Here is a 26,094-nt window from a genome sequence, read left to right on the forward strand (position 1 = left end):
CCGCTAAAATACGACGCAATTCTGTTGGCTATGGGATAAATCAAAAATAAATCTATGATACTTTTATGCCAAGATAAATTAGTTAATGAGGTTATACGTTGTGATTACATCTGAAGAGATTAAAAGTCGATTATGGGATGGCGCCAATGAGCTACGTGGTTCGATGGATGCCAGTCGATATAAAGATTATATGTTAGGTTTGATGTTTTATAAATTTTTAAGCGATAAAACATTAGCTGCATTTAAAACGATGACAACCCGAGATGAGATCACCGAGTCCGAGCTTATCGCCAATTATTATAATGGCATGGCTCAACGTGGTCCTCAACTAGAAAGCATGTTGCAACGTACACTGGGTTATTATGTTTTACCTCAGCATCTTTATCAAACTTGGATCGCAGATATTAATAAAGGTAATTTTGAAGTACAAAAAGTGATCGACAGCTTAAATCACTTTGAACGTTCAATTGCCAATAGTAAAGATGCAGATGACTTTAAAAATCTATTTTCTAATTCAACCTTAGATTTAACCGATACCGCCCTGGGTAGTAATTTACATGAACGCAGTAAAAATATTAAAGCCTTAATTTTATTATTTGCCGATCTTGATATGGTCGCTTTGCAAAAAGGCGATGTATTAGGCGATGCTTATGAATACCTGATTGGGCAATTTGCGATGGAATCGGGTAAAAAAGCGGGGGAATTCTATACGCCTCGCCAAGTAAGTGAAGTTATGGCACAAATCGCCGCCAAAACGCCCAATATTCGTTCGATTTATGATCCCACGGTGGGGTCAGGTTCATTGTTGCTAACGGTAAAAAAACATTTAACTAAACAAGCACAACAAAGCTTAACCTATTACGGTCAAGAAAAAAATACCGCCACCTATAATCTAGTGCGGATGAATTTATTACTGCATGAAGTCAAACCCAATAAAATGACCATTAAAAATGGCGATACCTTAGCCCACGATTGGCCAGAAGACCCGGCGCGCCCTAGCGAAGGGGTACAGTTTGATGCGGTGGTAATGAATCCGCCATATTCGGTAAAAAATTGGAATCGTGCAGGGCTAAAAGTGAGCGATCCCCGTTTTGAAATAGCAGGCGTATTACCGCCAGACTCAAAAGGCGATTTTGCTTTTCTATTACATGGTCTATTCCATTTAGGGCAAAGCGGTACCATGGCGATCGTGTTACCCCATGGGATCTTATTCCGTGGTGCGGCTGAAGGTGAAATCCGTAAACGATTATTAGAAAAAAACTACATTGATACCGTAATCGGCTTGCCAAGCAATCTCTTTACCAACACTGGCATCCCCGTTGTGGTTTTAGTATTGAAGAAGAATCGACAGCTCACCGATCCCGTATTAATCATTGATGCATCAAATGCCTTTATAAAAGTGGGTAAGCAAAATGTCTTGCAAGAAAAAGACATTGCCAAAATTGTTGATACTTATGTATCACGTCAAGAGCAAGCGGGCTATAGCCATTTAGCCACTCGTCAAGAGATTATCGCTAATGAATACAACCTCAATATCCCCCGTTATATTGATGCCATTGATGATGATATTGCTCACGACGTCGAAGGTCATTTATTAGGTGGCATACCACAGCATAATATTGAGCAACTTGCTGTTATCCGTGCCACCACGCCCGACTTATTGCAGTCGGCATTAGTGCCTGTGCGTCCGCACTATTTCACCTTAAAAGAAGAGATTAGCGAATTAAGCACTAAAATCTTAAATGATGAACGGATACGACAGCAATCTGAGCAATTAGCGCAGCAAACGCAAGCTTATATTGACCGCTATTGGTCACAAATCATTGCAATTAATGATCCTGAACAGATTCACCCACTGATGGAAGCGATGTTAAACGATATAAAAAGCCTACTAGCCAGCTTTAATCATCTTGATATCTATGACGGCTATCAGATTATTGCCGAAATTTGGCAAAATGCATTACTCCATGATGCTGAAATTATTGCCGCCACTGATTTTTATACCGCCGCACGCAACCGAGTGCCGAATATGGTCAACAAAGGTAGCGGTGCTAAAAAACGGTCTGAGCAAGACGGCTTTATTAGCAGTCTAATCCCAAGCGAATTAATTGCTCGTGAATTATATGCCGATGAGCTAACCAATATCGACAACAATAAACAGCAAATCCAAACGCTAGAAAGCGAACTTACGGATCTGGTCGAAGCAGCCAAAGTCGAAGATAGCCCGGAGTACGATGCGTTGTATGAATCATTGAAAAAGAACGATGACGACGAACCGCTTGATACGTTTGATAATAAAAAGCTCAAACAAGAGCTAAAAGAAACACCAAAAGATACTGAAGCGTATTTAATACTTAAAAAAGTCGATAAATTAATCAGCCAAAAATCGACATTAAGTAAACAAATTAAAGCGGACGAATTGGCATTAAAAGAAGCGGTACAAGAACGGATTTTAAATCTCACCGATCAAGAAATTGATAGGCTAATGTCTAAAAAATGGTTTGGTAATACCATTGCGTTACTCAGCGAATTAATCGAGAAACCGATTAAAGCCGAATTAAAAACCCTGCAAATGTTAAACGAACGTTATCAAGATACCTTAACTTCGATTGATAAAGAGATCGAACAACTCGAAGCCGAGTTACAAGCGATGATGCAAGATCTGGTGGTAACGCAATGAGTGAAAGTAAAAAATTAATTCCTAGAAGGCGGTTTAAGGAATTTGAAGCAAATAATAACTGGCTAAACATAAGTCTAAAAGACGTTACTGATAGCATTTCATATGGTTTAAACGTCGCAGCTAAAAATTATGATGGTTTTAATAAATACTTGCGGATTACTGATATTGATGATGAGAGTCGAGAATTTAAAAAAGATTCATTAACCTCCCCAAATATTGAAATTAAATTAGCCAATAACTATAAATTACAAATAGGAGATATACTATTTGCTAGAACTGGTGCAAGCGTTGGAAAAACATATCGTTATAAAGAGTCTGATGGTCACGTCTATTATGCTGGATTTCTAATACGTTTACGATTAAAGTCAATATGTAATTCTGAGTTTATTTATCAAAATACATTGAGTAAAAGATATAAAAAATTTATTCAAATAACTTCACAGCGTTCAGGTCAACCAGGAGTAAATGCTAATGAATACAGTAATTTTGTTTTTGCAACACCAAATCTAAAAGAACAAACCCAAATAGGCGAATTTTTTAAAAAACTTGATAAGCTTATTAATACTCAACAAAAAAAACTAGAAAAAGCCAAAACCCTGAAATCAGCTTACCTTACGGAAATGTTTCCGAATGAAGGGGAATTAAAACCACGTTATAGATTCTTAGGCTTTAAAAAAGATTGGTCTATAACTCAATTTAAAAATTTAGCTAATATAAGAAGAGGTTTAACTTATACCCCTTCAAATTTAGCTTTAGATGGAGTAAGAATTTTACGTTCCTCAAATATTGATAGCGATAGATTTATTTTAAGAAATGATGATATTTTTATTGATCAGAGTTATGTAAGTATTTCTTTGGTAAAAGAAAATGATATTTTAATCACATCGGCAAATGGATCTAGTCGATTGGTAGGAAAGCATGCATTAATAAAAATTACTAATAATGAAAAAGCTGTTCATGGTGGTTTTATGTTATTAGCTACGTCAAATCAACCATTTTTTACTAATGCTATAATGAGTTCAAACTGGTATAGGAAATTTCTTAATACTTATGTGGCTGGTGGTAACGGTGCAATTGGAAATTTAAATAAAACTGAATTAGCTAATCAAGATATAAGCATACCAACAACCTTGGAACAAACCCAAATCGGTAATTTCTTTAAATTACTCGATAACAAAATTGCATTAGAACAAAAAAAATTAGATAAATTAAAAAACATCAAACAAGCCTATTTAAACGAAATGTTTGTATAAAAGGAGTTAAAGAATGAGTCAGGTTGTAAAAGATGCCGCAGAAAAAACCTTTCAAGAAAACTTTGTCAGAGAATTAGAAAAACAGAAATGGCAGGCACCTGACTTTTTAGATGGTAATCGACGTAAAGTAACGGTTAATGATTTAGTCACCCACTGGCGGAGTGAACTTAATCGGCTTAATGCCGATCAACTTGAAGGTGTTGAGTTAACCGATAACGAATTTAGCCAAGTGATGGCAAAGGTTAATCAACTGGATAACAGCTATCAAGCGGCAAAATTACTCGCCATGGAAGAGTCAAAAGGCAAAATCGATGGCATCTATCGCGATGATAACCCGCTTATCACCCGCAAACAAATTACCTTAACTATCTTTAAAAAAGCTGAAGTGCGTGGCGGTGATTCCAGTTATCGCATTGCCCGCGAAGTGCAAACACCTAACGGCAACCGTTTTGATTTGGTGCTGTTAATTAATGGTTTACCGTTAATTAATATTGAACAAAAACGTACCGATAAAAACCTTGACGAAGCATTTGAACAGTTTAAGCGTTACTATCGAGATGGCGAATATAGTAACAATTTTATGGCTTTTTCGCAGATGATGGTAATAAGTAGCGAAATCGAAACTCGTTACTTTGCTACGCCCAAAACAGTTAATGACTTTAACCCTAGCTTTGTGTTTCATTGGGCGAATAAATTAAATCAACCGATCAATCATTGGCAACAAGTCATTGAACACTTTTTAATGATCCCCATGGCGCATCAAATGGTGGGCGACTACTTAGTCATTGATGAAGCCAAAGAAGAAGAAAACCGCCGACATATGCTAATGCGTCCTTATCAGGTCTTTGCTTTACAAGCAGTCGAAGGGGCGGCATTTGGTTGGGATAATCCTGATAAAAAACCACATGGCGGCTTTGTTTGGCATACTACGGGTTCAGGTAAAACCATCACCAGTTTTAAAACCGCCCTATTTTTATCGACGCGCGCCGGTTTTGATAAAGTGGTCTTTCTGGTTGATCGGCGCGAACTTGATAGCCGCACCAGTGACAACTTTAAAGCTTATGCTGCCTTTGAGCCTGTCACGGTTGATGATACGCACAGCACAGCGCAACTTAGAAAACACCTTAGCACGCGCCAAAATGGTATTGTGGTAACCACTATTTTTAAACTGCATAATTTGGTTAAAGCCCTTGAAGAGGGTAAAGATAATCACTTAGCCAATAAAAAAATTGTCTTTATTGTTGACGAAGCACACCGTTCCACCATGAAAAATATGATGGGCGATATAAAAAACCATTTTAAAATAAATGGGTTATTTTTTGGGTTTACTGGTACGCCACTGTTTGACGAAAACAAAATTAAAGGCAAAATAAACGAAAACAGCGAAGTGATTAACACCACCGAAAAGCTATTTGGTCCTAAATTACATCAATACACCATTGATGAAGCGATTGCCGATGGTAACGTACTGGGATTTCATGTCGATTACATCAATACCGGCGAATTTAGCAGTTATGACGATTTGCGTGATAAGCTTATTGAGCGTATAAAAATCGAAAAGCCAGAACAATCCGATCGCGAAATCGCCCGATTAGTACATAGCTGGAGCGAAAGCGAAGTTGAAAAGCAAGCCATTGATAAATCGCTATTAGTTTATCATGATCAAACTCATATACCACAAGTGGTTACAGAGATTTTAAGCAACTGGCAAGCACAATCGCAACAGCAACAATTTAACGCCATTTTAACCGTCGCTTATAAAGAACGGGTGATTGCCTATTATCAGGAATTTAAAAAACAACTGGCAAACCAAGAGCAAAAAATTAATATTGCCATGACCTTTAGCTTTGGTAACGAAAATGATCCAGATAATGTCGATCCCGAGATTATCAGCGTCATGTTTAACGATTATGCTGAGTTTACTGGCATTAAGTTTATAGCAGGTGATAAAAAACATGGCGAACAAGCCTATTTTGAGGACGTGGTTGAGCGTGCTACCCGTGGCGGTAGTGGTCGTAATGGTAAAAATATTGATTTAGTAATTGTCGCCGATCAGCTATTAACTGGTTATGATTCTAAACGACTCAATACCCTCTATGTTGACCGCACTTTAAAACTACAGAGCTTAATTCAGGCCTATTCACGCACTAATCGCGTATTTGGTGCTAGCAAAGAGTTTGGTACCATTGTTAATTTCCAAACCCCACGCCTGACCGAACAGATGGTTAACCAAGCCCTTGAGCTATACGGTAGTGGTGGTAGCAGTAGCAAAGCGATTGTTGAAACCTATGCCACAGCTGTGCGAATTTTAGCTAACGATTTGGAGCAATTAGTTTTAACCTTAGCCGATCCAACCCAATGGCAATTAATTCAACATGATGAGAAAAAACGAACTGAATTTAGCAAAGCGTTTAAAGTGGCTGACGACCAGCTTAATACGGTGCAACAATATTATGAATATCAATGGGATAATGCCACTTTTGGTATCACCGAACATCGTTGGTTGCAATATGTTGGCGCATTTAAAAATTTAACCGCCAAAGAAAGCACGACTAAAACGCCAACGGTCGTCACCGCCCTCATCGGTAAAACCAAATTAGCGGGCACGCAGGTGATTGATGCCGCGCATATTCTTAGCTTAATTGGCTCTAAAGTGACGCATGTCGATGGTGTGCAAACCGTTAACGATGAAACCAGACGCATCATCTACGAACAAATTCAAGAATTAAGCCAAATGGGCGAAGATCAGCAAGCGAAAATATTGAAGGAGTTTGTCGATACCGAATTATTAACCGGTCACCTATCCAGCCAAGTCCATTTTGATCAAGCGTTTACCGATTGGAAAAATGCTAGAATCAAACATGCCGCTAATCAGTTTGCCAACGAATGGGGCATTGACAGCAGGCTGTTAACGCAAGCACTGTTTGAATTTAATCTGGCGCAACCCGATGTTGTCCCTTATTTTGCGGAGATCATTGAGAGTGTAGACTTAAGCCGAACGGACAAAAAGGTAGATAGTTTATTTATGCTCAATCTCGCCTTACATGAGGAACTACCACGTTGGATGATCGAAATTAAACACCAATTTAACTGATCACTTTTAGATAAAATCAAACCATTAAAAATAAGGTTAATTATAATCGGATAATTATTTATGGCTTACTATACCAACATTTTTTCACCCGAAACTTATCAAGCTTTTATGAATTCAGATAAAACAGTATCCGGTTTTCGGGTTCGACAAAAATTATTGGCAGAAAAAGTAAAAGCTGGGGATATTTTTATTTGTTATCTCACCCGACTATCTCGCTGGTGCGGGCTGCTTGAAGTGGTTGATGGTCCTTATGAAGATAGCACGCCCCTTTTTTTAGCATCAGATGATCCGTTTATTATACGTTTTCATGTTCGGGTTAAAGTGTGGTTACCATTCCCCCAAGCTATCCCTATGTATACTGACCAAATTTGGCAACATCTTTCTTTTACCCAAAACATTGAGAAAAACAGTAAAGGTTGGACCGGATTGCTGCGTAATAGTTTAAATAAAATCAACGAAAAAGATGGCAAATTATTAATGCGCTGCCTATTACAGCAACATGACATCGCCGCTGATTATCCCCTTAATGAGCAAGATCAAAAGAAATTAAAAACCCATACTGTCAATCGAACCGATAAAGTGATTGAGGTTTCGGTCCCGAGTGATAATGAACTGGTCGATGATGAAGCCCCAAACCAAACAACCCCAGAAGTACGCGAATCGATCAAAATGCAGGCGTTACTTGCCCAAATTGGTGCCTGTATGGGGATGAAGATTTGGCTACCGAAAGCGGATCGCAGCCGGGTATTAAAAGAGTGGAAAAAAGGCACCGAAGCATTATTAGAAAAATTACCACTTAATTATGACGAAACCACCTTAAGCACCATTGAACAAATTGATGTGATTTGGTTAAAAGGGCGCGCTATCACACGCGCGTTTGAAGTCGAACATACCACTTCGGTTTACTCTGGTATTTTACGCATGGCGGATTTACTTGCCTTACAACCCAATATGAATATTAATCTTCATATTGTCGCCCCAGATAATCGGCAAGAAAAAGTATTTCAAGAAATCCGTCGCCCAGTATTTTCGTTACTAGAAAGTGGGCCATTATCGGAGCGTTGTAGCTATATCCCTTACAGTAATTTAAAAGACCTTAGCAAAGTCAAACATTTAGACCGTATGACTGATGCGGTGTTAGAAGATTATACGGAGCATGAGGAATTGTAAAAATCGATAATACCTGTATTGAATATAAACTAAAAAAAGAGCGGTAGTTGATCATCTATAGAATGAAAACAACGTGCTTTTATTGGTTATCTGATAACAAAGAATTCATCAACAAAGGTAAGGTCTAATGTTGTTAAATAGTGATAATAACCAAGATACATTTCATCTTTATAAATTTTTAAGCACATTTGAAAAACGGGTTCATTATAATCTCTCGTTAAAATCACACTTAAGCTTTCATGAAAAGTAAGTGTTTGGGTCTCTTGTTTAGTATTAAGTTCTAATTCTGTGTAGTGATCATTAAGAATATGTTTTAAGTTTGCGATAGCAACTTTTTTTAATTTAGTATTGATTAATTCAATATCTGTAGATTTTAGATAATCAGATAGTAGCATTATGTTGATCACTCCTCGATATTTGTTAATCATTATATTAATGTTAATGGCTTTTGTTTATTTATCTGAGTGTACTGAAATACTGATGTAAAAAAATCAGTGTGTTACTTATCAAAATCGTTCAGGTAGAGCATTGATTTTATTTAGGTTTTTGCTTTGATTTTTTTGTTAAAATCCAATGGTTATAAAATTATTGCTATTTTCAGCGCAGTTGGATTTTGCTGTCTTTGGTTTTGGAGGAGACTAAAATTTTTGTTAAAAACTTTCAAGTGAATTTGTGTTTATGTAAGAAAATAATCTAGATTAACTCAAGAATGTTTAAAAATGTGGCGTTTAAGCTAAATAGGTATTGCTTTATTATTTTATTGCTATAATATAGCCACTTCTTTGACGCGGGGTGGAGCAGCTTGGTAGCTCGTCGGGCTCATAACCCGAAGGTCGTTGGTTCAAATCCAGCCCCCGCAACCAATTTTAGCTAGTCTGCAACAACTCCACAGTACTCCCAAAAAATACACTTTATCTTTATACCATCACTATTCCGATTTTGGCACCGCTAGCAATGTTGATACTGCTTCGCTAATGCGCCTTGCTATGTAGCTATTGTTCATGGTGTATAAGTGAATGCCATCGACATCTTGCGAAACCAAATCAACAATCTGATCAATTGCGTAAGCAATGCCGGCATCACGAAATGCTTCTGGGTGGTGTTCGTATTTTTCCATCATTTGTTTGAATTTTTTAGGTAAATTCACCCCACACATCGATACCATACGCTCAATTTGGTTTTTATTGGTCACTGGCATGATGCCTGCTTCTATTGGAACATTAATGCCAATATCGCGAGCTTTATCTAAAAATGTATAAAAATAGTCATTATCAAAAAATAGCTGTGAAATAAGTTGATCGGTACCTGCATTGACCTTTTCTTTTAAATGGATCAGATCTTGTTTTAGTGTTGCTGCTTCAAGATGTCCTTCTGGGTAACATGCACCAATTACGTTAAAATCACCGTTTTCTTTAATGAATGTCACCAGTTCGCTGGCGTATCGAAAATCATCTTTGGGTTGTACATTTGGGCTGATGTCACCACGCAAAGCGAGCACATTATCAATTCCTGCACATTTAAGATCGTGTAGGATTTTTTGCATTTCAGCTTTATCAAAATTGATCCCCGGCAAGTGAGCGACACTTTCAATGCCATAAGTGTGTTTGACTGAGTGGGCAATATCAATGGTGGTTTGACCATTTAAGCTACCACCTGCACCATAAGTGACACTGATAAAATCAGGTTTAAAATAACCAAGTTCACGCAATGTACTATAAATTGTTTCTAGAGGTGAGGTTTTTTTAGGGGGAAAAACCTCAAAGGAGAACACGGTTTTTTTATTAAATAGTAGATTTGTTTTCATTTGTTTCATCCATTGGTTATGTCACTCATTTCCCTTATTGACACTTCCGCCGCCCAAATAGGCGGCGGAAACGTAAGGCTATAAACAAAGCCTGATTTGTTAATAAAAAACTCAACGACTTTGTAAAAATAGTACTTAGTTCAGTGTTTTTCTTACTTCTAAAGTGGCTTGTACTAAATGTTGTAAGCTTTCAACCACTTCTTTTTCGCCACGAGTTTTTAAACCGCAATCTGGGTTGATCCACAATTTTTGGTTATCAATCTTCGCTAGTAACTTTTCAATCGTTGCTTTGATTTCGGCTACTGGTGGTACACGTGGTGAATGGATGTCGTAAACCCCTGGTCCTACTTCAGTTTTGAAGTTGTTTGCATTAAGTACGTCAATCAACTGCAAATTAGAGCGAGAAGCCTCGAACGAAATAACATCAGCGTCCATTGCATCAATATCTTTAATAATGTCGGCAAATTCGCTATAACACATATGAGTGTGGATTTGCGTATCTGCTTGCACTTTGCTATGTACCAATCTAAACGCAGGGATCGCCCAATCAAGGTATTCACTGTTCCAATCGGCTTTACGTAGTGGTAATTTTTCTTTTAATGCCGCTTCGTCAATTTGAATGATCTTAATACCCGCTGCTTCAAGATCTAATACTTCATCACCAATTGCTAATGCTATTTGGAATACCGATTCTTTTTGAGAAATATCTTCTCGTGGGAACGACCAATTTAGAATAGTCACAGGTCCTGTTAACATACCTTTAACTGGTTTGTCTGTCAGGCTTTGTGCATATTTTGAATATGCAACAGTAATCGGTTTTGAGCGTGAAATATCACCCCAAACAATTGGTGGCTTAACGCAACGAGTACCATAAGATTGCACCCATGCTTTTTCAGTAAACACAAAGCCATTTAAGCTTTCGCCAAAGTATTCCACCATGTCATTACGTTCAAATTCACCATGTACTAACACATCAATACCAATTTCTTCTTGTAATTTAATACACTGCGCAATTTTTTGTTGATTAAACTCAGTATATTCGTTCAGGCAAATTTCACCTTTTTTGAATTTAGCACGATTTAAACGTACATCAGGCGTTTGCGGGAATGATCCAATAGTGGTTGTTGGTAATAGTGGCAAATTAAAGGCCTTTTTCTGCGCTGCTTCACGCACTGAAAATTCAGGTAAACGAGTAAAGTCCGAATCTTTTAATGCGACCACTTTTTGGCGTACAGCTTGATTTGCGCCCTCACGCTCACGAGTAAATAATGTTTGGTTAGCTTTATAAGCGGCATTATTTTCAGGATTTGCATCCTTAAATAATTGACCAAGTTCAGCAAGTTCTTGTAGCTTTTCTTGTGCAAAAGCAAAATAAGCTCGTTGTTGAATAGTTAATTTGGTCTCATTTTGCAATGTATAAGGAACATGCAGTAATGAACAAGAAGTATTGATTACAATATTTGCGGCTTTTTGTTTGATTTTACCAAGTAATGCTAAGGTTTTTTGGTAATTGTTTTTCCAGATATTTTTTCCATTTACCACACCAGCAAATAAGACTTTATCGGCAGGGAAACCATTGTTTTCAAGTAAAGCTAATGACTGTTTACCTTCAACAAAATCAAGACCAATACCATCAAAAGGTAAAGCGACAAGTTCTTTATAACAATCACGTACATCACCAAAATAAGTTTGTAAAACAATCTTAGTTTGTCCTTTTACCGATAAAATCGCTTGATAAAGTTCGGTGAATAAAGCGATATCGTCTTTATTTAGGTCAGTGACTAAAATGGGTTCATCAATTTGGATCCACTCAGCACCAAGCGTTGTGAATTTTTGGATGATGTCTTGATAAGCTTTAATAATATCAGCTTTAAAATCAACAAGCTGTTTTTTACCTAAATACTGCGCTAATTTAAAAAAGGTTAATGCACCAATCACAACCGGCTTGGTTTGCACACCTAACGCTTTAGCTTCTTGATATTCGTCAAAAGGTTTAGTGCCTGTTAACTTAATTTGTACTGAATCTTCAATTTCAGGTACTAAATAGTGGTAATTGGTGTTAAACCATTTTTTCATAGCGAGTGCTCGCACATCGCCTTTTTCACCCTGATAACCACGTGCCATCGCAAAATAACGGTCAAGTTCAGGTAAACCTAAATCTTGATAACGTTTTGGAATAACATTAAGTAAACACGCTGTATCTAACACCGCATCATAGAATGAAAAATCATTAGATGAAATAAAAGCAATTTTTTGAGCCGCTTGTTGTTTTAAATGCTCAGCTCGTAGCGCTTTAGCTTCGTTTAATAATTCAGCTTGTGTTTTATTACCTTTAAAATAGGCTTCTGTTGCAAATTTAAGTTCACGAAGCTTACCAACTCGAGGATATCCAATAACAGCAGTATTCATTTTTATTTCCTTTTTATCGATTTTCTTTAGTGATAAAGAAGATAACAAAAAAAATAGGTATTGAATAATTCTAGTTTTTTATTGGTTAATATAGTTTTTAGCTATAACCAATAAAATAAAAAATCCCACTATAGTTAAATAGTAGGATTTAGTATTAAGTGATTTAACTTAAATTATTGACGCCACTCGCCACGAATAGGTCTTGAAAAATGAGCAAGAACGGCAATCATACAAATTTCAATTGAAATGCCCCAATAGATATGACCTAAAATTTCGCTCCAAAGCTCATAGCCATTTAAATTCCATAACCAACCAACAGTACCTTCGGCATCATAAGCAGGATGACGAAAACCAAGTAATGGAATTAAAAAACCATGCATAGAGATAGTAATAATCGTGCCATAAACTGCGCCATACCATAGTCGGATTTTGTTGCAATAATATGCACCAGCCACATAAACAAAGGCAAAAGCAAAACTGAATAACCAGTGATAAAGCGTTACCGCACCAGAAACAGTTGCTGTTTGATAAATATAATCAAGTGAATGAGAATCAATCCCTAACCAACCAAGCCATGCATCAATATGTGCCGCTGGAGGCGAAATTTCACCCGGGACACGAGGAGGCATATTAACCTCGGATCCCCACTTAACTAAAGCACTAATAAAACCACCAATGATTGTTGTCCAAATAATGACTTGACGATTTGTTTTATTTCCAAACATACTGGGTTTTCCATAATTATAATAATAGGTGTATAAATTATACTCCTGTGTAATTTGGGATAAAAGAAGAATAAGTGGGGTAAGGTGTAAAAGTTATTGTGATGAGTGGTGGTGATTATATAAGTCTATTTTAAATGAATCAGATATTATGATTATTTATAGTTAAACGGTATAGGATTCTGAATGATATAGTCTTAAAAAACAGGTGGGATTATTTGATTAACTTTCCATTTAAACATATAGAATTTCCAGAGACACAAAAAGATCCTCTTGAATTTATTAAAAAACAAACAGCTATATTTATTGGATTATTTTATAATATATTGCTATATTTAGCTTTTCATCATACTACTAGCAATATGGTTTAGATATGAACGCACAGGAATTCTGTTTATTTATAGATAAAATAATAGATGAACTATATAAAAAAGAACAACAACATAATATTTTTAAGGGCAAGGATCTTGCCGTTTTTAGTGAGCAAATTATATATGATATTTCACTGGATTTATTCAAACAAAATAAAATTCAATGTGAAGTTAATTATTTTAAAGGTGGCCACCAATTCCCTGATATAACTTATACCTTTAGTTCAGGTCGAACATTTGGTATTGAAGTAAAAAGCACAAAATCATCAGGTAATAGTTGGGTCACTAACGGAAATAGTATTTTAGGAAAAACTAGCATTAAAGTTATCGATACATATATTATTTTTATTAAATATAACCAAAAAGGTTTAGAAATAAAAACCAAACGATATGAAGATAGTATATCAGATATAGTAGTAACTCATAGCCCAAGGTACAAAATAGATCTTTCTATTTCTAACGATAATACTTTTTTTAAAAAAAGTGGCATTAGCTATTCTCAATTAAATAATTGTAATGATCCCATAAAACTAATTGTTGATTACTTCAGTGCACAAGGTGAAACAGCTTGGTGGTTACCAAATGAAATCACAGATAAAACATCCCCTGCTATTATTTCTTCGTTAAGTGAATTTAAACAAAAAGAACCTTTATTAACTGATGAAATTTATGGAAAAGCTTATGTTTTGTTTCCTGAAATTCTTTTTCTAACATCAAATCAATATAAATATAATAATTTAGCTAAATGGCTTATGAAAAATTATAGCATTACCGATGCTAGTTTAAGAGACAAGTTTTCTGCCGGAGGAAAAACATATATAAAAATACAAAATTTTGTGTCAAAACAACCTTATCCAAGAGTTATATATAATTTACAACAAAAGATAAGCTTTGTAAAAGATGCTTTTAACAATATATCTCTTGATGAATTAAAAATATATTGGCCGCAATATATTATAAAAAATGATAACATCACAAAAAGGCATTATTATTGGCTAACAACTATTTTATCTAGTTGGGAAAATTTCAATAACGATAATCAATCACAATTAGACTATACAGAATTGGAATTTATATTAAGTGCCTTAATTAATTATTCTCCAAAATAGGTATTCCACAATGATTGTATTCTCATTGCAATATGAAAAGCCATTAAAGGGGGTACGGCGTTCCCTATTAGTTTATAAGCATCAGATGCTGAAACATTTTTATATCCATTTTTACCTTCTTGAATAAAATTATAATTATCAGGGAATGTTTGTATCCTTGCACACTCACGAATTGTTAATCTTCGTTCTTTCATCCCTGCATCAATTTCATTAATGTAACGTCCTCCATTTTCTTTGGATAATCGTCTATATTCAATATTGCCGTGATGTTCAGATCTTATTGTAGGGGCTATGCCATCTAAATTAATTTCATTTTGTCCTTGGCAGTGTTTTCCCATAAATTTAGCTTTAGAATAACGTTTATGATCTATATCATCGCTTAATTCTGGTTCAACTAAATCACAGAGGATATCTTTTAAAGTAACGAAACTCTTTAATCCAGTTATTTTATTATCTGAATGTGTAAATTGAGGATATGGATCTAATTCAACTGGAATATTTTTTTTTGTCAAAAGATCAAGTATTCCATTCTTTAATGATTTTTTTCTTATACCAATAAAAATTACTCTTTCTCTGTTCTGTGGTACCCCATAATTTGCAGCTAATAATACTCTTGCTGGTAAAACTAAGTAACCTCCACCAGAAATATTAGAAAAATCAGATTCAATTACGTCTTTTGCATCATCAAGATTTATCAGTCCTTTAACATTTTCAGCAATAAATATTTTGGGTTGAGTGATAGTAATTACCTCTTTCATCCATATATAAAGTTGTCCTCTATTCTCAATTGATGGTTCAGAAATAGTGCTTTTCCCATAATGAGATTTAGAAGAGTTAAACCCCATTCTTTTTCCTGCAATAGAGAAATCTTGACAAGGGAAACCACCTGTTACTATATCAACATTAGAAGGAAAAATGTTGAGCCTATTATCTTTATGCAATTTGACTAAGTCGACTATACTATCTAAACAATAAACAGAGCTATGCTTTCTTTTTTTCTCAAAATAAGATGTCCATGCTGTTCTAGCATCAGGTCTAATGTCGTTTGCAAAAATTGTCTGAAACCTTGTTGGAGGTAATAAAATTCTATTATTTTTTCTGATTTTTACTTTCCAATCTGAATTTATTCTAGGATTATAAGAATTAGTAAATATTTCAAATCCACCTTCAAATCCTAAATCCATTCCTCCGCAACCTGAGAAAAGTGACAATAAATTCAATTTTTTTTCATTTTTACATTTTATTTCTTGACATACGTTATCAGGTATAAGCCACACCCCGCTTTTTTTTAAGGCTCCACTTATTTTCCCTGATTTACATAATATTTGAACCTTACGAATAGAAACATTCCATTCATTTGCTTTTTCTTTTGCTGATACATATTTCATCATACAATAAATTCGTTATAACGAAAATTAAAAATAATTATATTCGTTATAACGAAAAAATCAACTATTCATTGCTTTATAAAAAATTTATTTTCATACAGTTAAATCATAATAAGAATATTTATAATAACCTGGATTCAAACATGAAGTGCAATTTTAAACACGGTGGAGTGAAGAAAGTAGAAAGGTGATTTATACTAGCACCTTCGCACCACCACAGTTTGGAGATTGCTATGTATTATAATCACCTTTCTAGGAAGGAAAGATACCAGATTTTCGTATTATTACAATGGAATGGCAACACATTTTCAAACAAAAAAATTAAGGGGTAAGTGTTTTTTAAATTCAACGGGAGGCAAGTAGCCTAACGAAGAATGTAATCGTTTATGATTATACCAATAGGCATAAGCCGAAAAAGCGCGTTGTAACTCAGCCGTTGAGTTGAAACGTTGGCCTTTTACAAATTCCGTTTTAATTGTTTTAAATGTCGCTTCCGCTACCGCATTGTCATATGGACACCCTTTCTTGCTTAATGAATGCGTGATATTAAATGTCTTAAAACAATCCGCTAATAACCGATTATCAAACTCTTTACTGCGGTCTGAATGAAATAAATCTAATTTTGATAATGGTTGTTTAATTTGGCTTAATGCCGACATAACAAGCTCTGCTGTTTTATGTTGACCAACATGATAACCGACAATTTGCCTATCGGATAAGTTCACTAAAACACATAAATAGTTCCAACGTTGCTTAACTTGAATATAGGTTAAATCCGCAACAACAATTTGTTTTTTTATCACCTACATCAAATTGTCATTGCAGGTGATTTTCTGTGGCGGTTTCATTCACTTCCGTAGTGTGAGATTGATAACGTTTAACGGTGTATTTTGATACCAGCAATAAGGCTTTCATCACCCGAGCAATGTAACGGCGTGACACCCAAATATTCTCTTTCTGTAAATCAAAACGAATTCGTCTTGTACCATAAGACTGATAGCTCTGATTAAATAGCGTCACGATTTTATCGGCATAAAGCCCTACTGATTTTTGTCTATTCAATTTACACTGATAATAAGCATAATGTTTTGATAATCCTAAATATTGACATAGCTTTGTTATGCTATAACGATGTCGATTTGCTTTTAGGATAGCGATTTTCGCCCTATTATCAGTGCTGCTTGCTTTAGAATATCGTTTTCCATACGGAGTTGTTTAAGCTCTTTACGCAACGCGATTAACTCTTGTTCTTGTGGACTGCGATTATCTTTTGTTTTAAATGAGCCGCTTTGGTTTGCTTGCGTTATCCAACGGTCCAAAGCTGATGGTGTCAAATCATATTCGGCAACGATTTCACTACGTGATTTACCATGTTGATAAAGACTGACCATTTGGTGTTTAAAATCATCTGTGAATGTTCGTCTTTTGCGTTTAATCTTATTCATATTTGTTCCTTTTTTAGTTGTGATAAGTTTACCTTACCCCTTAAAAAAGTTGTATGATTTAGTGTAGCCTATCCACAAGCCGGAAAGAATAAAAAAGAGATAGCCCAGCTACTCAATAGACATCCTTCGACAATAAGTCGAGAGATAAAAAGAAACTCAAAACCTAATCAAGCCTATCAAGCACATGATGCGGTAACCCTAGCTAGGAAAAGGCGAAAAAACAGCGGTAATGGTAAGCCAATAGAGTCTTCGGTATGGCGTCAAGTTGAAAAATACCTCATGCTTTATTACAGCCCAGAGCAGATTGCTGCACGTTTAAAGAAAGTCAGCGTCCAATCAATCTATAACTATCTTTATCAAAATAAAGCGCGCTATGAACAATTCAAACCTTATCTAAGGCGAAAAGGCAAAGCCTATAGGCATTGTAAGGCACCGAGTATTAAAGAAGGAGACCGCCGATATAAACGGTCAATTAAACAACGTCCAAGTTATGTAGAAAGCCGGAAAACGCGAGGACATTGGGAGGGAGATACGATTATTAGCCGTAAAGACAAGCAAGCATTGGTGACATTAGTTGAACGCAAAACAGGGCTAGTATTAATTGGGCGCCTCAATCAACGTACCGCCTCCGAAACGAGAGATATGATAATAAAATTGCTAACGCCGTTTAAAAAAATGGTTAAAAGCATCACCTTTGATAATGGAACCGAATTTAATTATCATCATGCTATTGAGCATTATTTAAATACTACCGTATACTTTGCGGAGCCTTATAAAAGCTGGCAAAGAGGTACAAATGAAAACACCAATGGCTTAATACGTCAGTTTATACCTAAGTCAGCGGCCATTTCATTAGTTGACGACGAACAGATAAAGAAAATACAATATCTATTGAACACACGCCCAAAAAAACGGCATAAGTTTAAAAGCCCTGCCGATTTTTATTCTAAGGAGCTAAGAAGAATTGCACTTCATGGTATAATCTAGGTAAAGCAGTTTAGTTTTATGGAAATCTTTCAAAATTTTATTATAAAGTAATATTTTTAAATTCTTTCTTATATTAAATGATTATTTGATAAATTAGGTATATGGATATTGTGGCTACCGATTCAAAATATAGATAAACTTGATTGCTGCCAACTGAAAAATTCATCGAAATCAGCTAAAAAGCAATAATGGCGATCACTTAAAAATATTTAGCTTAATTTGGTCTAACTTGAGATTCTATTCATTAATAACTAAGAAAATTATATAGATGAATACAAATTATGTTTTATCTTAGCTAAAAATTGTGTGTAAATTTTTCTTTTGGTGTTACAACCAATCCTTATTGTCAATATTGATATGGCAAAATCACTTTATACCTATATATATCCTCGCCCCCTCCCAAAAAACAAAAACACAAACCTGTATTTATTTACAGTGTTTTTACTGCTATACTGCTAACATTACAACTAGCCTTATTTATTAATTTATTATGATAACTCAACTAACTATTAATAATTTTGCTATCGTCGATCGGTTGCTTGTGGATTTTTCTTTGGGGATGACCGCTATTACGGGGGAAACAGGAGCGGGGAAGTCGATTGCTATTGATGCATTGGGATTATGTTTAGGTAATCGTTCTGATGCTTCATCTATTCGACATGGCGCTGATCGTGTTGATATTTCGGCTTGTTTTGTGCTTGATGATACGCCAGCGGCTTTTGCTTGGTTACGAGAAAATCAACTTGATGATGGCAATGAGTGCATTTTGCGACGAGTAATTAATCAAGATGGGCGTTCTAAAGCGTTTATTAATGGTCGAGCTGTTCCTATTTCGCAATTAAAAGATTTGGGGCAAATGTTGATTCAAATTCATGGGCAACATGAGCATCAACGCCTGTTACGCAGTGATTATCAGCAGTTGTTGTTAAATCATTATATGAATGAATCAACACTACTTGCTCAAATGCATCAAGCCTATAGGCAATGGAAAGAGGCAACACGGGCTTACCAACAATACGAAACAACAAGGCAAGAGCGTGATGCGCATATGCAGCTTTTGCAATATCAATTAAAAGAACTTAATGAATTTTCGCCCATTGAAGGGGAGTTTCAACAAATTGATGAAGAGTACAAACGGTTATCTAATAGCGAACAGTTAATTAATCTAAGCCAGCAATCTGTCATGTTGTTAGACGAGGCAGACGACTATAACGTTAGTAATTTACTAAGCAGTGTGAAAAATAGTGTTCAAGAACTAACCTCGCTCGATCCAGCGTTAAATAACGTTTATAACATGTTGGAAGAGGCATCTATTCAAATTAAAGAAGCAAGTGATGAGCTTCGTCATTATAGTGAACGTTTAGAACTCGATCCTGCTCGAGTCATGCAACTAGAACAGCGGTTATCTAAACAGATTGCTTTGGCGCGTAAACATCATGTCTCGCCCGAAGAATTGCCAGATTTACATCAAACTTTGTTAGCTGAATTTAAACAAATTAATCAGCAAGATGAACAAAGTGAACAACTTAAAAATGATATTACTAAATACCATCAAATCGCCGTTGAAATTGCTACAAAATTGCATCAAAAAAGGTTAACGATAAGCAAAACATTAGCTAAAAAAGTCACCACTATTATGCATGAATTATCTATGCCTAATGGACAATTTAGTATCGATATTGCTTTTGACGAAAATCGATTAAATGAAGATGGTGCTGATCAAGTCACTTTTTTAGTTAGTACTAATGTAGGACAAAGCCCCCAACCACTGGCTAAAGTTGCTTCGGGTGGGGAATTATCGCGTATTGCTTTGGCAATTCAAGTTTTAACTGCGCAAAAAATGGATACGCCAGCTTTAATCTTTGATGAAATCGATGTTGGGATCAGCGGTCCAACCGCCGCAAAAGTGGGGCAACTATTAAGGCAGCTTGGACAATCAACTCAAGTAATTACCGTTACTCATTTACCACAAGTTGCAGGACAAGCTAATCAACACTATTTTGTTAGTAAACAAACTAATGGTAAAAAAACCACTACAGATATGCAAAAATTAAACGAAAATGGGCGGTTAAACGAGTTAGCGAGATTATTAGGCGGCGATAAAATTACAGATGCAACATTAGCCAATGCGAAAGAGCTACTTATTATCTAACTTAATTGTGGTAATATAACGCTTTCATTTTTGGTGTGAAGGAAGCATGATCATGAGTCTATCGGGTAAACGTATTTTGTTAGGGATTACTGGTGGGATTGCCGCTTATAAATGTCCTGACCTTGTTCGCCATTTAAAAAAATCTGGCGCGCAAGTGCATGTAGTTTTGACTGATTCTGCTAGCCATTTTGTCACTAAAATGACGCTTCAAGCTGTTTCTGGCAATCAGGTTTCTAGTGATCTCTTTGATCCATCGGCCGAGCTTTCTATGAGTCATATTGAACTTGCCAAATGGGCAGATTTAGTATTAATTGCGCCTGCAACCGCCAATATTATTGCTAAAATGGCAAATGGTATTGCCGATGATTTGTTATCAACAATTTGTTTAGCAACATCTTCGCCAATTGCCATTGCTCCGGCGATGAATCAACAAATGTATAAAGCCGCCGCAACTCAACATAATTTATCTGTATTAGCGTCAAGAAATACCTTAATTTTAGGTCCAGACAGTGGTTTTCAAGCCTGCGGTGATGTTGGACCAGGACGTATGCTTGAGCCGCTCACTATTGTTGAAGAAATAACCCACTATTTTAAATCAACCTCAGTGCTTTCAGATATATCAATTACCATTACGGCAGGACCAACAATCGAAGAAATCGATCCAGTTCGTTATATTAGTAATTACAGTTCAGGAAAAATGGGATTTGCAATTGCAAACGCCGCTGCTCAAATGGGTGCCAATGTCACATTAATTAGTGGACCAGTTCATTTACATACGCCGAATAATGTCAACCGAATTGACGTTAAAAGCGCTAAACAGATGTACGATGAAGCAATGAATCACGCTAAAAAATCAAATATTTTTATTTCTTGTGCCGCTGTTGCCGATTATCATGCTAAAACAATTGCGACACAAAAAATTAAAAAAACGGGCGATAACGATGAACTTGTGATTGAATTAGTTAAAAATCCCGATATTGTAGCAAGTGTCGCAGCGCTAAAAACACATCGCCCTTTTGTGGTAGGATTTTCCGCTGAAACTAATGATGTTAAAGCTTATGCACTAAAAAAATTAACCGCAAAAAACTTAGATTTAATTTGTGCTAATGATGTTTCTGATAAAACCATTGGCTTTAATTCCGATCAAAATGAATTAACACTGTATTGGCAAAATGGTGAGCAAACGTTACCATTAAGCAGTAAAAACCAATTAGCAACACAGTTACTTCAAACTGTTATAACACGATATAAAGCGAGTCATGATGAAAAGAAAAATTGATATAAAAGTATTAGACAAACGTTTAGGTAACGAATTTCCTCTACCTACTTATGCAACTGAAGGATCTGCAGGCATTGATTTAAGAGCAATGTTTGATAAAACAACCGAAATAAAACCAGGAGAAACTATCCTAACCCCGACTGGTTTATCAATGCATATTGCTGATCCTAGTTTAGCGGCATTAGTGTTACCGCGTTCAGGGCTTGGTTCAAAAAATGGTATTGTACTTGGTAATTTGGTGGGTTTGATTGATTCAGATTATCAAGGACAACTATTTGTTCCTGTTTGGAATCGAAGCCAAACTCCTTTTGTGATTGAAGCAGGCGATCGAATTGCTCAACTAATCATTGTTCCGGTTGTACAAGCCGAATTTAACATTGTTGATGAATTTGTTGAATCAGCACGAGGCGAAGGTGGTTTTGGACATTCGGGTAAAAAATGATCGTGAGTAGCAAAAATAGAAATCGCAAAGAAGATATCTTACAAGCATTGGCAAAAATGCTTGAATCTAATGAAGGCACTCAAAGAATAACTACAGCTAAATTAGCTGCAACAGTAGGTGTTTCTGAAGCAGCTTTATATCGACATTTTCCAAGTAAAACAAAAATGTTTGAAAGTTTAATTGTCTATATTGAAGATATCTTGTTATCCCGTATAAATGTGATCATGCATGAAGAGCCAAATACATTTACTCGGTTACAACTTATTCTTGCTTTGATATTAGGGTTTTCTGAAAAGAACCCAGGATTAACCAGAATTATGACTGGGCACGCATTAATGTTTGAGCAAGATCAGTTACAAGAACGTATTAGCCAGCTATTTGAACGAATTGAAACTCAAATTAAACAAGTTTTACGCGAGCGAAAAATTCGTGAAGGTGTTGCCTTCATAACTGATGAACGCATTTTATCTAGCCAATTATTAGCTTTTTGCGAGGGCATGATGGCACGTTATTCTCGTTCAGGTTTTAAATATCTACCAACAACTAATTTTGATACACGTTGGTCTTTATTAATCAAACAACTTGTTTAGCCAATTGCGAATTAAATTGCTTTAACAAAAATTTCTATTACCCATTACTGAGGATAATAATATGAATTTTGAAGGTTTCTTAAATTACACCCTTTCATTTATCGAAAAATATGATGGGGTTGTATTTAGCTATATTGCTCATTTCTGCTTTGCCATTATAATTTTTGTTATTGGTAGAACTATCGCTAGATTTATTAGTAACCAATTAAAAAGAATATTATCAAATCGACACGTTGATCCAACTGTTGTTAAATTTGTTAGTGCATTAGCATACTATGCGACTATTGTAATGACATTGGTTGCTGTTTTAGGTCAATTAGGAGTACAAACAGCATCTATTGTTGCAGTGATTGGTGCGGCTGGCTTAGCTGTTGGTTTAGCGTTACAAGGTTCACTATCTAACTTTGCGGCTGGAGTTATTTTAATTATTTTTCGTCCATTTAAAGTCGGTGAAACGGTAATAATCAATAGTCAGCAAGGTATTATTGATTCTATACAAATTTTCTCAACATCTATTGTTACACCAACCAACGAACTAGTTATAATTCCTAACAGCCAAGTAGTAAGTGCTAATATTATCAACTATACTCGCTTACCAGAAAGACGTTTAGATTTGGTGGTTAATGTTGGTTATGATTCAGATATTCAAAAAGTCTATCAAGTGTTAAAGCAAGCAGTTGATAAAACTAATAATATATTAACATCCAAAGAGCCTACCATTCGATTAGATGTTTTAGATGCGTCCTCGATGAATTTTAATGTGTTAGTTTGGACATTAAACGAAAATTATGGCACGGTAAAAGGTGAGCTGCTTGAAAATATCAAAAATGGATTAACTGAAAATAATATTAATATTCCATACCCAACAATGGATGTAAATCTTAACAATAAGTAGCCAATCAATTATTAAAAACTCCGTCTGTTTTATCAACGGAGTTTTTTATTATCTAATAACAATTAAATATCTTGATCCATATTTAGAGCTGGTTTTTCGCAATCAGGGCAACCCACCACTTTGGCTGGTACACCTGCAACGGTTGTATGCTGAGGTACGGGATCTAACACAACAGAGCCAGCTCCAATTTTAGCACCTTTGCCTATTTCAATATTACCTAAAATCGTTGAATGAGCTCCTATCATCACCCCTTCACGAATTTTTGGATGGCGATCACCATTTTCTTTACCCGTTCCGCCTAATGTAACCGATTGTAAAATAGAAACATCATTTTCAATTACCACTGTTTCTCCAATAACAATACCTGTTGCGTGATCAAACATTACTCCACAGCCAATTTTTGCCGCAGGGTGAATATCAACGCCAAATACAATCGCAATTTGGCTTTGTAAAAAAATAGCCAATGACTTACGATTTTGCTTCCAAAGCCAATGTGCAATTCGATAAGCTTGCAAGGATAAAAATCCTTTGTAATAAAGAAGTGGTGTTGAATAGTAATTAGTGGCTGGATCGCGAATATAAACAGCCATGATATCGCATATAGCTGACTGAATAATATTTTGGTCCGCTTGATAAGCCTGACGGGCAATTTCACGAATTTCAATAGCGGGCATAACCTGAGAAACAAGCTTATTAGCTAAAATATAGCTTAAAGCACTCCCCAGATCTTCATGATTGAGTAATGTTGCATGGAAATAACTAGCTAACATCGGCTCGCTTTCAACTAATTCAGAAGCTTCTTGTCGAATGGTTTGCCATAACATCTCGGGTTTAACAACTACTTTTACATCGTTCACTACAAGTCCCTATACATATTATCTAAATTGCTAATATTGTTTCGCAAACTTTCCTTAGAAGCAAGGGTTGTATTGATTTGACATCAATAAAAAGAAAAATGGAAACAATATGTCCCCATTTTTATAATTATTAGAGCTAATTTAAAATCATTGTTGTTTTGCTTTTTTTTCGTCACTTAAAGTAAATATAGCTATTATCGAAGTAATCAAAACAACACCTGCGAGCACATAAAATGTTGTCGCATATCCTGTATTATCAAATAATTTACCCACAAACCATGACAACACAATAACGCCAAGATTTGATGAAATATTAAAACCAACTAAATAAAGTGTAGCAGATAACCGAGCATCAAAATTACCTACAATATATTTAAACATCGCCAAAATAAATAATGGAATTTCAATTGCATGAAATAACTTAACGAATGATATCAGATAAATATTATCTAACGTTGCAGATAATGCAATTCGGCAAATCATAACTAGTGCAGCAACTAATAGCGATTTTTTAGCTCCCATTTTGTTAATAAAATAAGGAGCAATAATCATACAAGTTGCTTCTAAAAAGACTTGGAAGGAATTTAAATAACCGTAAACTTGATAGCCATCTTCTGGTTTTTCAAAAAAACCAGTATAAAAATTAGGAAATAACTGTTGATCATAGATAGTATAAAAACTATAAGTACCAATAACAAACAACACAAACAACCAAAATTTTTGCAAACCAAACAGCGATAAGATTTCGCCCATTGTTGGTATAGTCGTTGTTTTTTCTACTAAAGTAGTATCGTTATTTTCAGTTGGTGATGCTTGATATTGTTTTGGCTTAAATATCATATTAATGGTGAAAAAGATAACCGCAACACCCGACGCCATCCAAAAGTTAATATGAGGATCAATGCCAAATAAAATACCCGCAACAAACGTTGCAGCAGCATAACCAAATGATCCCCAAAAACGAGCAGGACCAAATTCAAAGCCAAATAATCGACTAATACGTTCAATAAAAGAGTCAATCAAAGCACTGCCCGAAATAAAGCTGGCACTTAAAACTGGTGCACCGATACAAACACCCCAAATAAAATCATTTTTTAATAAAGGCTCATACACATAAATTAAAAAAGGGCCAATAAGAACCATGATAATACTTTGGAAGGTCACTACGGCTTTACCTATTTGTAATTTATCTTGGATAATGCCATAGAAAATCATGAAAAACATGGCTGCGGCAGAATTAGCCGCATAAACAATACCTAACTGCTCACCGGATAAGTCAATTTTACTTTTTAGCCAAATTGCGTAAAAAGACCACCACAGCGACCACGCAGCATAAAAAGTAATAAGGTAACCAGACGAGAACCAATAGTTTCTATTTTTTATCATATTCATGTTTATTACTCTTATATTGTTGAAAATCGATGAAGTTTAACGTTAACATTATTGT

The 26,094-nt window shown here is 35.5% G+C and carries 20 protein-coding genes, 1 tRNA gene and 1 pseudogene; 12 read left to right on the forward strand and 10 right to left on the reverse strand.

The features are described from left to right. Positions 1 to 100: 100 nt before the first annotated feature. The 4 genes from A9G25_RS01035 to A9G25_RS01050 are packed head-to-tail and all read left to right on the forward strand — an operon-like array spanning position 101 to position 8,197. Positions 101 to 2,680: a type I restriction-modification system subunit M gene (locus A9G25_RS01035; protein WP_065625366.1), complete on the forward strand. Its 2,580-nt coding sequence runs from the start codon at positions 101 to 103 to the stop codon at positions 2,678 to 2,680. Next, the gene (locus tag A9G25_RS01040) at positions 2,677 to 3,933 is read left to right on the forward strand and encodes a restriction endonuclease subunit S (RefSeq protein ID WP_065625367.1); all 1,257 of its coding nucleotides are present in this window, start codon (positions 2,677 to 2,679) and stop codon (positions 3,931 to 3,933) included. Before A9G25_RS01035 ends, A9G25_RS01040 begins: the two co-directional genes overlap by 4 nt. Positions 3,934 to 3,946: 13 nt before the next feature. Next, positions 3,947 to 7,027 carry a type I restriction endonuclease subunit R, EcoR124 family gene (locus A9G25_RS01045; protein ID WP_065625368.1) on the forward strand — a complete coding sequence of 1,027 codons (3,081 nt, stop codon included), beginning with the start codon at positions 3,947 to 3,949 and terminating at the stop codon, positions 7,025 to 7,027. Between the two features lie 60 nt (positions 7,028 to 7,087). Further along, the gene (locus A9G25_RS01050) at positions 7,088 to 8,197 is read left to right on the forward strand and encodes a hypothetical protein (RefSeq protein WP_065625369.1); all 1,110 of its coding nucleotides are present in this window, start codon (positions 7,088 to 7,090) and stop codon (positions 8,195 to 8,197) included. Between the two features lie 86 nt (positions 8,198 to 8,283). Here the strand turns inward: A9G25_RS01050 and A9G25_RS01055 are convergent, their stop codons facing one another. Continuing rightward, positions 8,284 to 8,592 (reverse strand): hypothetical protein, encoded by a 309-nt coding sequence (locus A9G25_RS01055; protein WP_065625370.1) that lies wholly within the window; start codon positions 8,590 to 8,592, stop codon positions 8,284 to 8,286. A 391-nt stretch (positions 8,593 to 8,983) separates the two neighbouring features. Here A9G25_RS01055 and A9G25_RS01060 point away from each other — a divergent pair. Then, positions 8,984 to 9,060 (forward strand) — tRNA-Met (locus A9G25_RS01060). 65 nt (positions 9,061 to 9,125) lie between these two features. Here the strand turns inward: A9G25_RS01060 and metF are convergent. From metF to A9G25_RS01075, 3 genes are all read right to left on the reverse strand, one after another. Beyond that, entirely contained in the window at positions 9,126 to 10,001 is an 876-nt protein-coding gene (gene metF / locus A9G25_RS01065) for a methylenetetrahydrofolate reductase [NAD(P)H] (RefSeq protein ID WP_065625371.1), read from the reverse strand. Positions 10,002 to 10,136: 135 nt separating this feature from the next. Continuing rightward, positions 10,137 to 12,410, reverse strand: a complete 2,274-nt coding sequence (metE, locus tag A9G25_RS01070; RefSeq protein WP_065625372.1) for a 5-methyltetrahydropteroyltriglutamate--homocysteine S-methyltransferase — start codon at positions 12,408 to 12,410, stop codon at positions 10,137 to 10,139. A gap of 173 nt (positions 12,411 to 12,583) precedes the next feature. After that, the gene (locus A9G25_RS01075) at positions 12,584 to 13,135 is read right to left on the reverse strand and encodes a YagU family protein (RefSeq protein WP_065625373.1); all 552 of its coding nucleotides are present in this window, start codon (positions 13,133 to 13,135) and stop codon (positions 12,584 to 12,586) included. Between the two features lie 370 nt (positions 13,136 to 13,505). Between A9G25_RS01075 and A9G25_RS01080 the strand changes: the two genes are divergently transcribed. Next, entirely contained in the window at positions 13,506 to 14,612 is a 1,107-nt protein-coding gene (locus A9G25_RS01080) for a hypothetical protein (RefSeq protein ID WP_065625374.1), read from the forward strand. Here A9G25_RS01080 and A9G25_RS01085 read toward each other — a convergent pair. The 4 genes from A9G25_RS01085 to A9G25_RS01095 all read right to left on the reverse strand — a co-directional run bounded on the left by A9G25_RS01085 (position 14,597) and on the right by A9G25_RS01095 (position 17,445). Beyond that, complete coding sequence (locus A9G25_RS01085) at positions 14,597 to 15,832, reverse strand: DNA cytosine methyltransferase (RefSeq protein ID WP_065625482.1); 1,236 nt, start codon at positions 15,830 to 15,832, stop codon at positions 14,597 to 14,599. The two genes, A9G25_RS01080 and A9G25_RS01085, sit on opposite strands and share 16 nt — an antisense overlap. Before the next feature lie 476 nt (positions 15,833 to 16,308). Then, complete coding sequence (locus A9G25_RS12190; protein WP_081297090.1) at positions 16,309 to 16,803, reverse strand: integrase core domain-containing protein; 495 nt, start codon at positions 16,801 to 16,803, stop codon at positions 16,309 to 16,311. A gap of 13 nt (positions 16,804 to 16,816) precedes the next feature. After that, entirely contained in the window at positions 16,817 to 17,062 is a 246-nt protein-coding gene (locus A9G25_RS12195) for an IS3 family transposase (protein WP_065625644.1), read from the reverse strand. Positions 17,063 to 17,145: 83 nt separating this feature from the next. Beyond that, a complete protein-coding gene (locus tag A9G25_RS01095) occupies positions 17,146 to 17,445 on the reverse strand; it encodes an IS3 family transposase (RefSeq protein WP_065625375.1) in 300 nt (99 codons plus the stop codon). Positions 17,446 to 17,532: 87 nt separating this feature from the next. Here A9G25_RS01095 and A9G25_RS01100 point away from each other — a divergent pair. The 6 genes and pseudogenes from A9G25_RS01100 to A9G25_RS01125 form a co-directional block, all read left to right on the forward strand. After that, positions 17,533 to 18,432, forward strand: a pseudogene (locus tag A9G25_RS01100) (IS30 family transposase); the annotation flags it as partial. Positions 18,433 to 18,922: 490 nt separating this feature from the next. Beyond that, positions 18,923 to 20,584 (forward strand): DNA repair protein RecN, encoded by a 1,662-nt coding sequence (gene recN / locus A9G25_RS01105; protein ID WP_065625376.1) that lies wholly within the window; start codon positions 18,923 to 18,925, stop codon positions 20,582 to 20,584. A gap of 52 nt (positions 20,585 to 20,636) precedes the next feature. Then, a complete protein-coding gene (gene coaBC, locus A9G25_RS01110) occupies positions 20,637 to 21,863 on the forward strand; it encodes a bifunctional phosphopantothenoylcysteine decarboxylase/phosphopantothenate--cysteine ligase CoaBC (RefSeq protein ID WP_065609213.1) in 1,227 nt (408 codons plus the stop codon). After that, positions 21,847 to 22,305 (forward strand): dUTP diphosphatase, encoded by a 459-nt coding sequence (gene dut, locus A9G25_RS01115; protein ID WP_034909576.1) that lies wholly within the window; start codon positions 21,847 to 21,849, stop codon positions 22,303 to 22,305. Before coaBC ends, dut begins: the two co-directional genes overlap by 17 nt. Further along, positions 22,302 to 22,895, forward strand: coding sequence for a nucleoid occlusion factor SlmA (gene slmA / locus A9G25_RS01120; protein WP_034909580.1), 594 nt, complete (start codon positions 22,302 to 22,304; stop codon positions 22,893 to 22,895). Before dut ends, slmA begins: the two co-directional genes overlap by 4 nt. A gap of 61 nt (positions 22,896 to 22,956) precedes the next feature. Then, positions 22,957 to 23,790, forward strand: coding sequence for a mechanosensitive ion channel domain-containing protein (locus A9G25_RS01125; protein WP_065625377.1), 834 nt, complete (start codon positions 22,957 to 22,959; stop codon positions 23,788 to 23,790). A 62-nt stretch (positions 23,791 to 23,852) separates the two neighbouring features. On the opposite strand, the gene cysE is transcribed toward A9G25_RS01125, so the two are convergent. Both cysE and A9G25_RS01135 read right to left on the reverse strand, forming a co-directional pair. Next, entirely contained in the window at positions 23,853 to 24,614 is a 762-nt protein-coding gene (gene cysE, locus A9G25_RS01130; protein ID WP_065561301.1) for a serine O-acetyltransferase, read from the reverse strand. Positions 24,615 to 24,794: 180 nt separating this feature from the next. After that, positions 24,795 to 26,039, reverse strand: a complete 1,245-nt coding sequence (locus A9G25_RS01135; protein ID WP_065625378.1) for an oligosaccharide MFS transporter — start codon at positions 26,037 to 26,039, stop codon at positions 24,795 to 24,797. Positions 26,040 to 26,094 lie beyond the last annotated feature (55 nt).

The organism is Gilliamella sp. Bif1-4, assembly GCF_001690535.1.
GTDB classification, from domain to species: domain Bacteria; phylum Pseudomonadota; class Gammaproteobacteria; order Enterobacterales; family Orbaceae; genus Gilliamella; species Gilliamella bombi.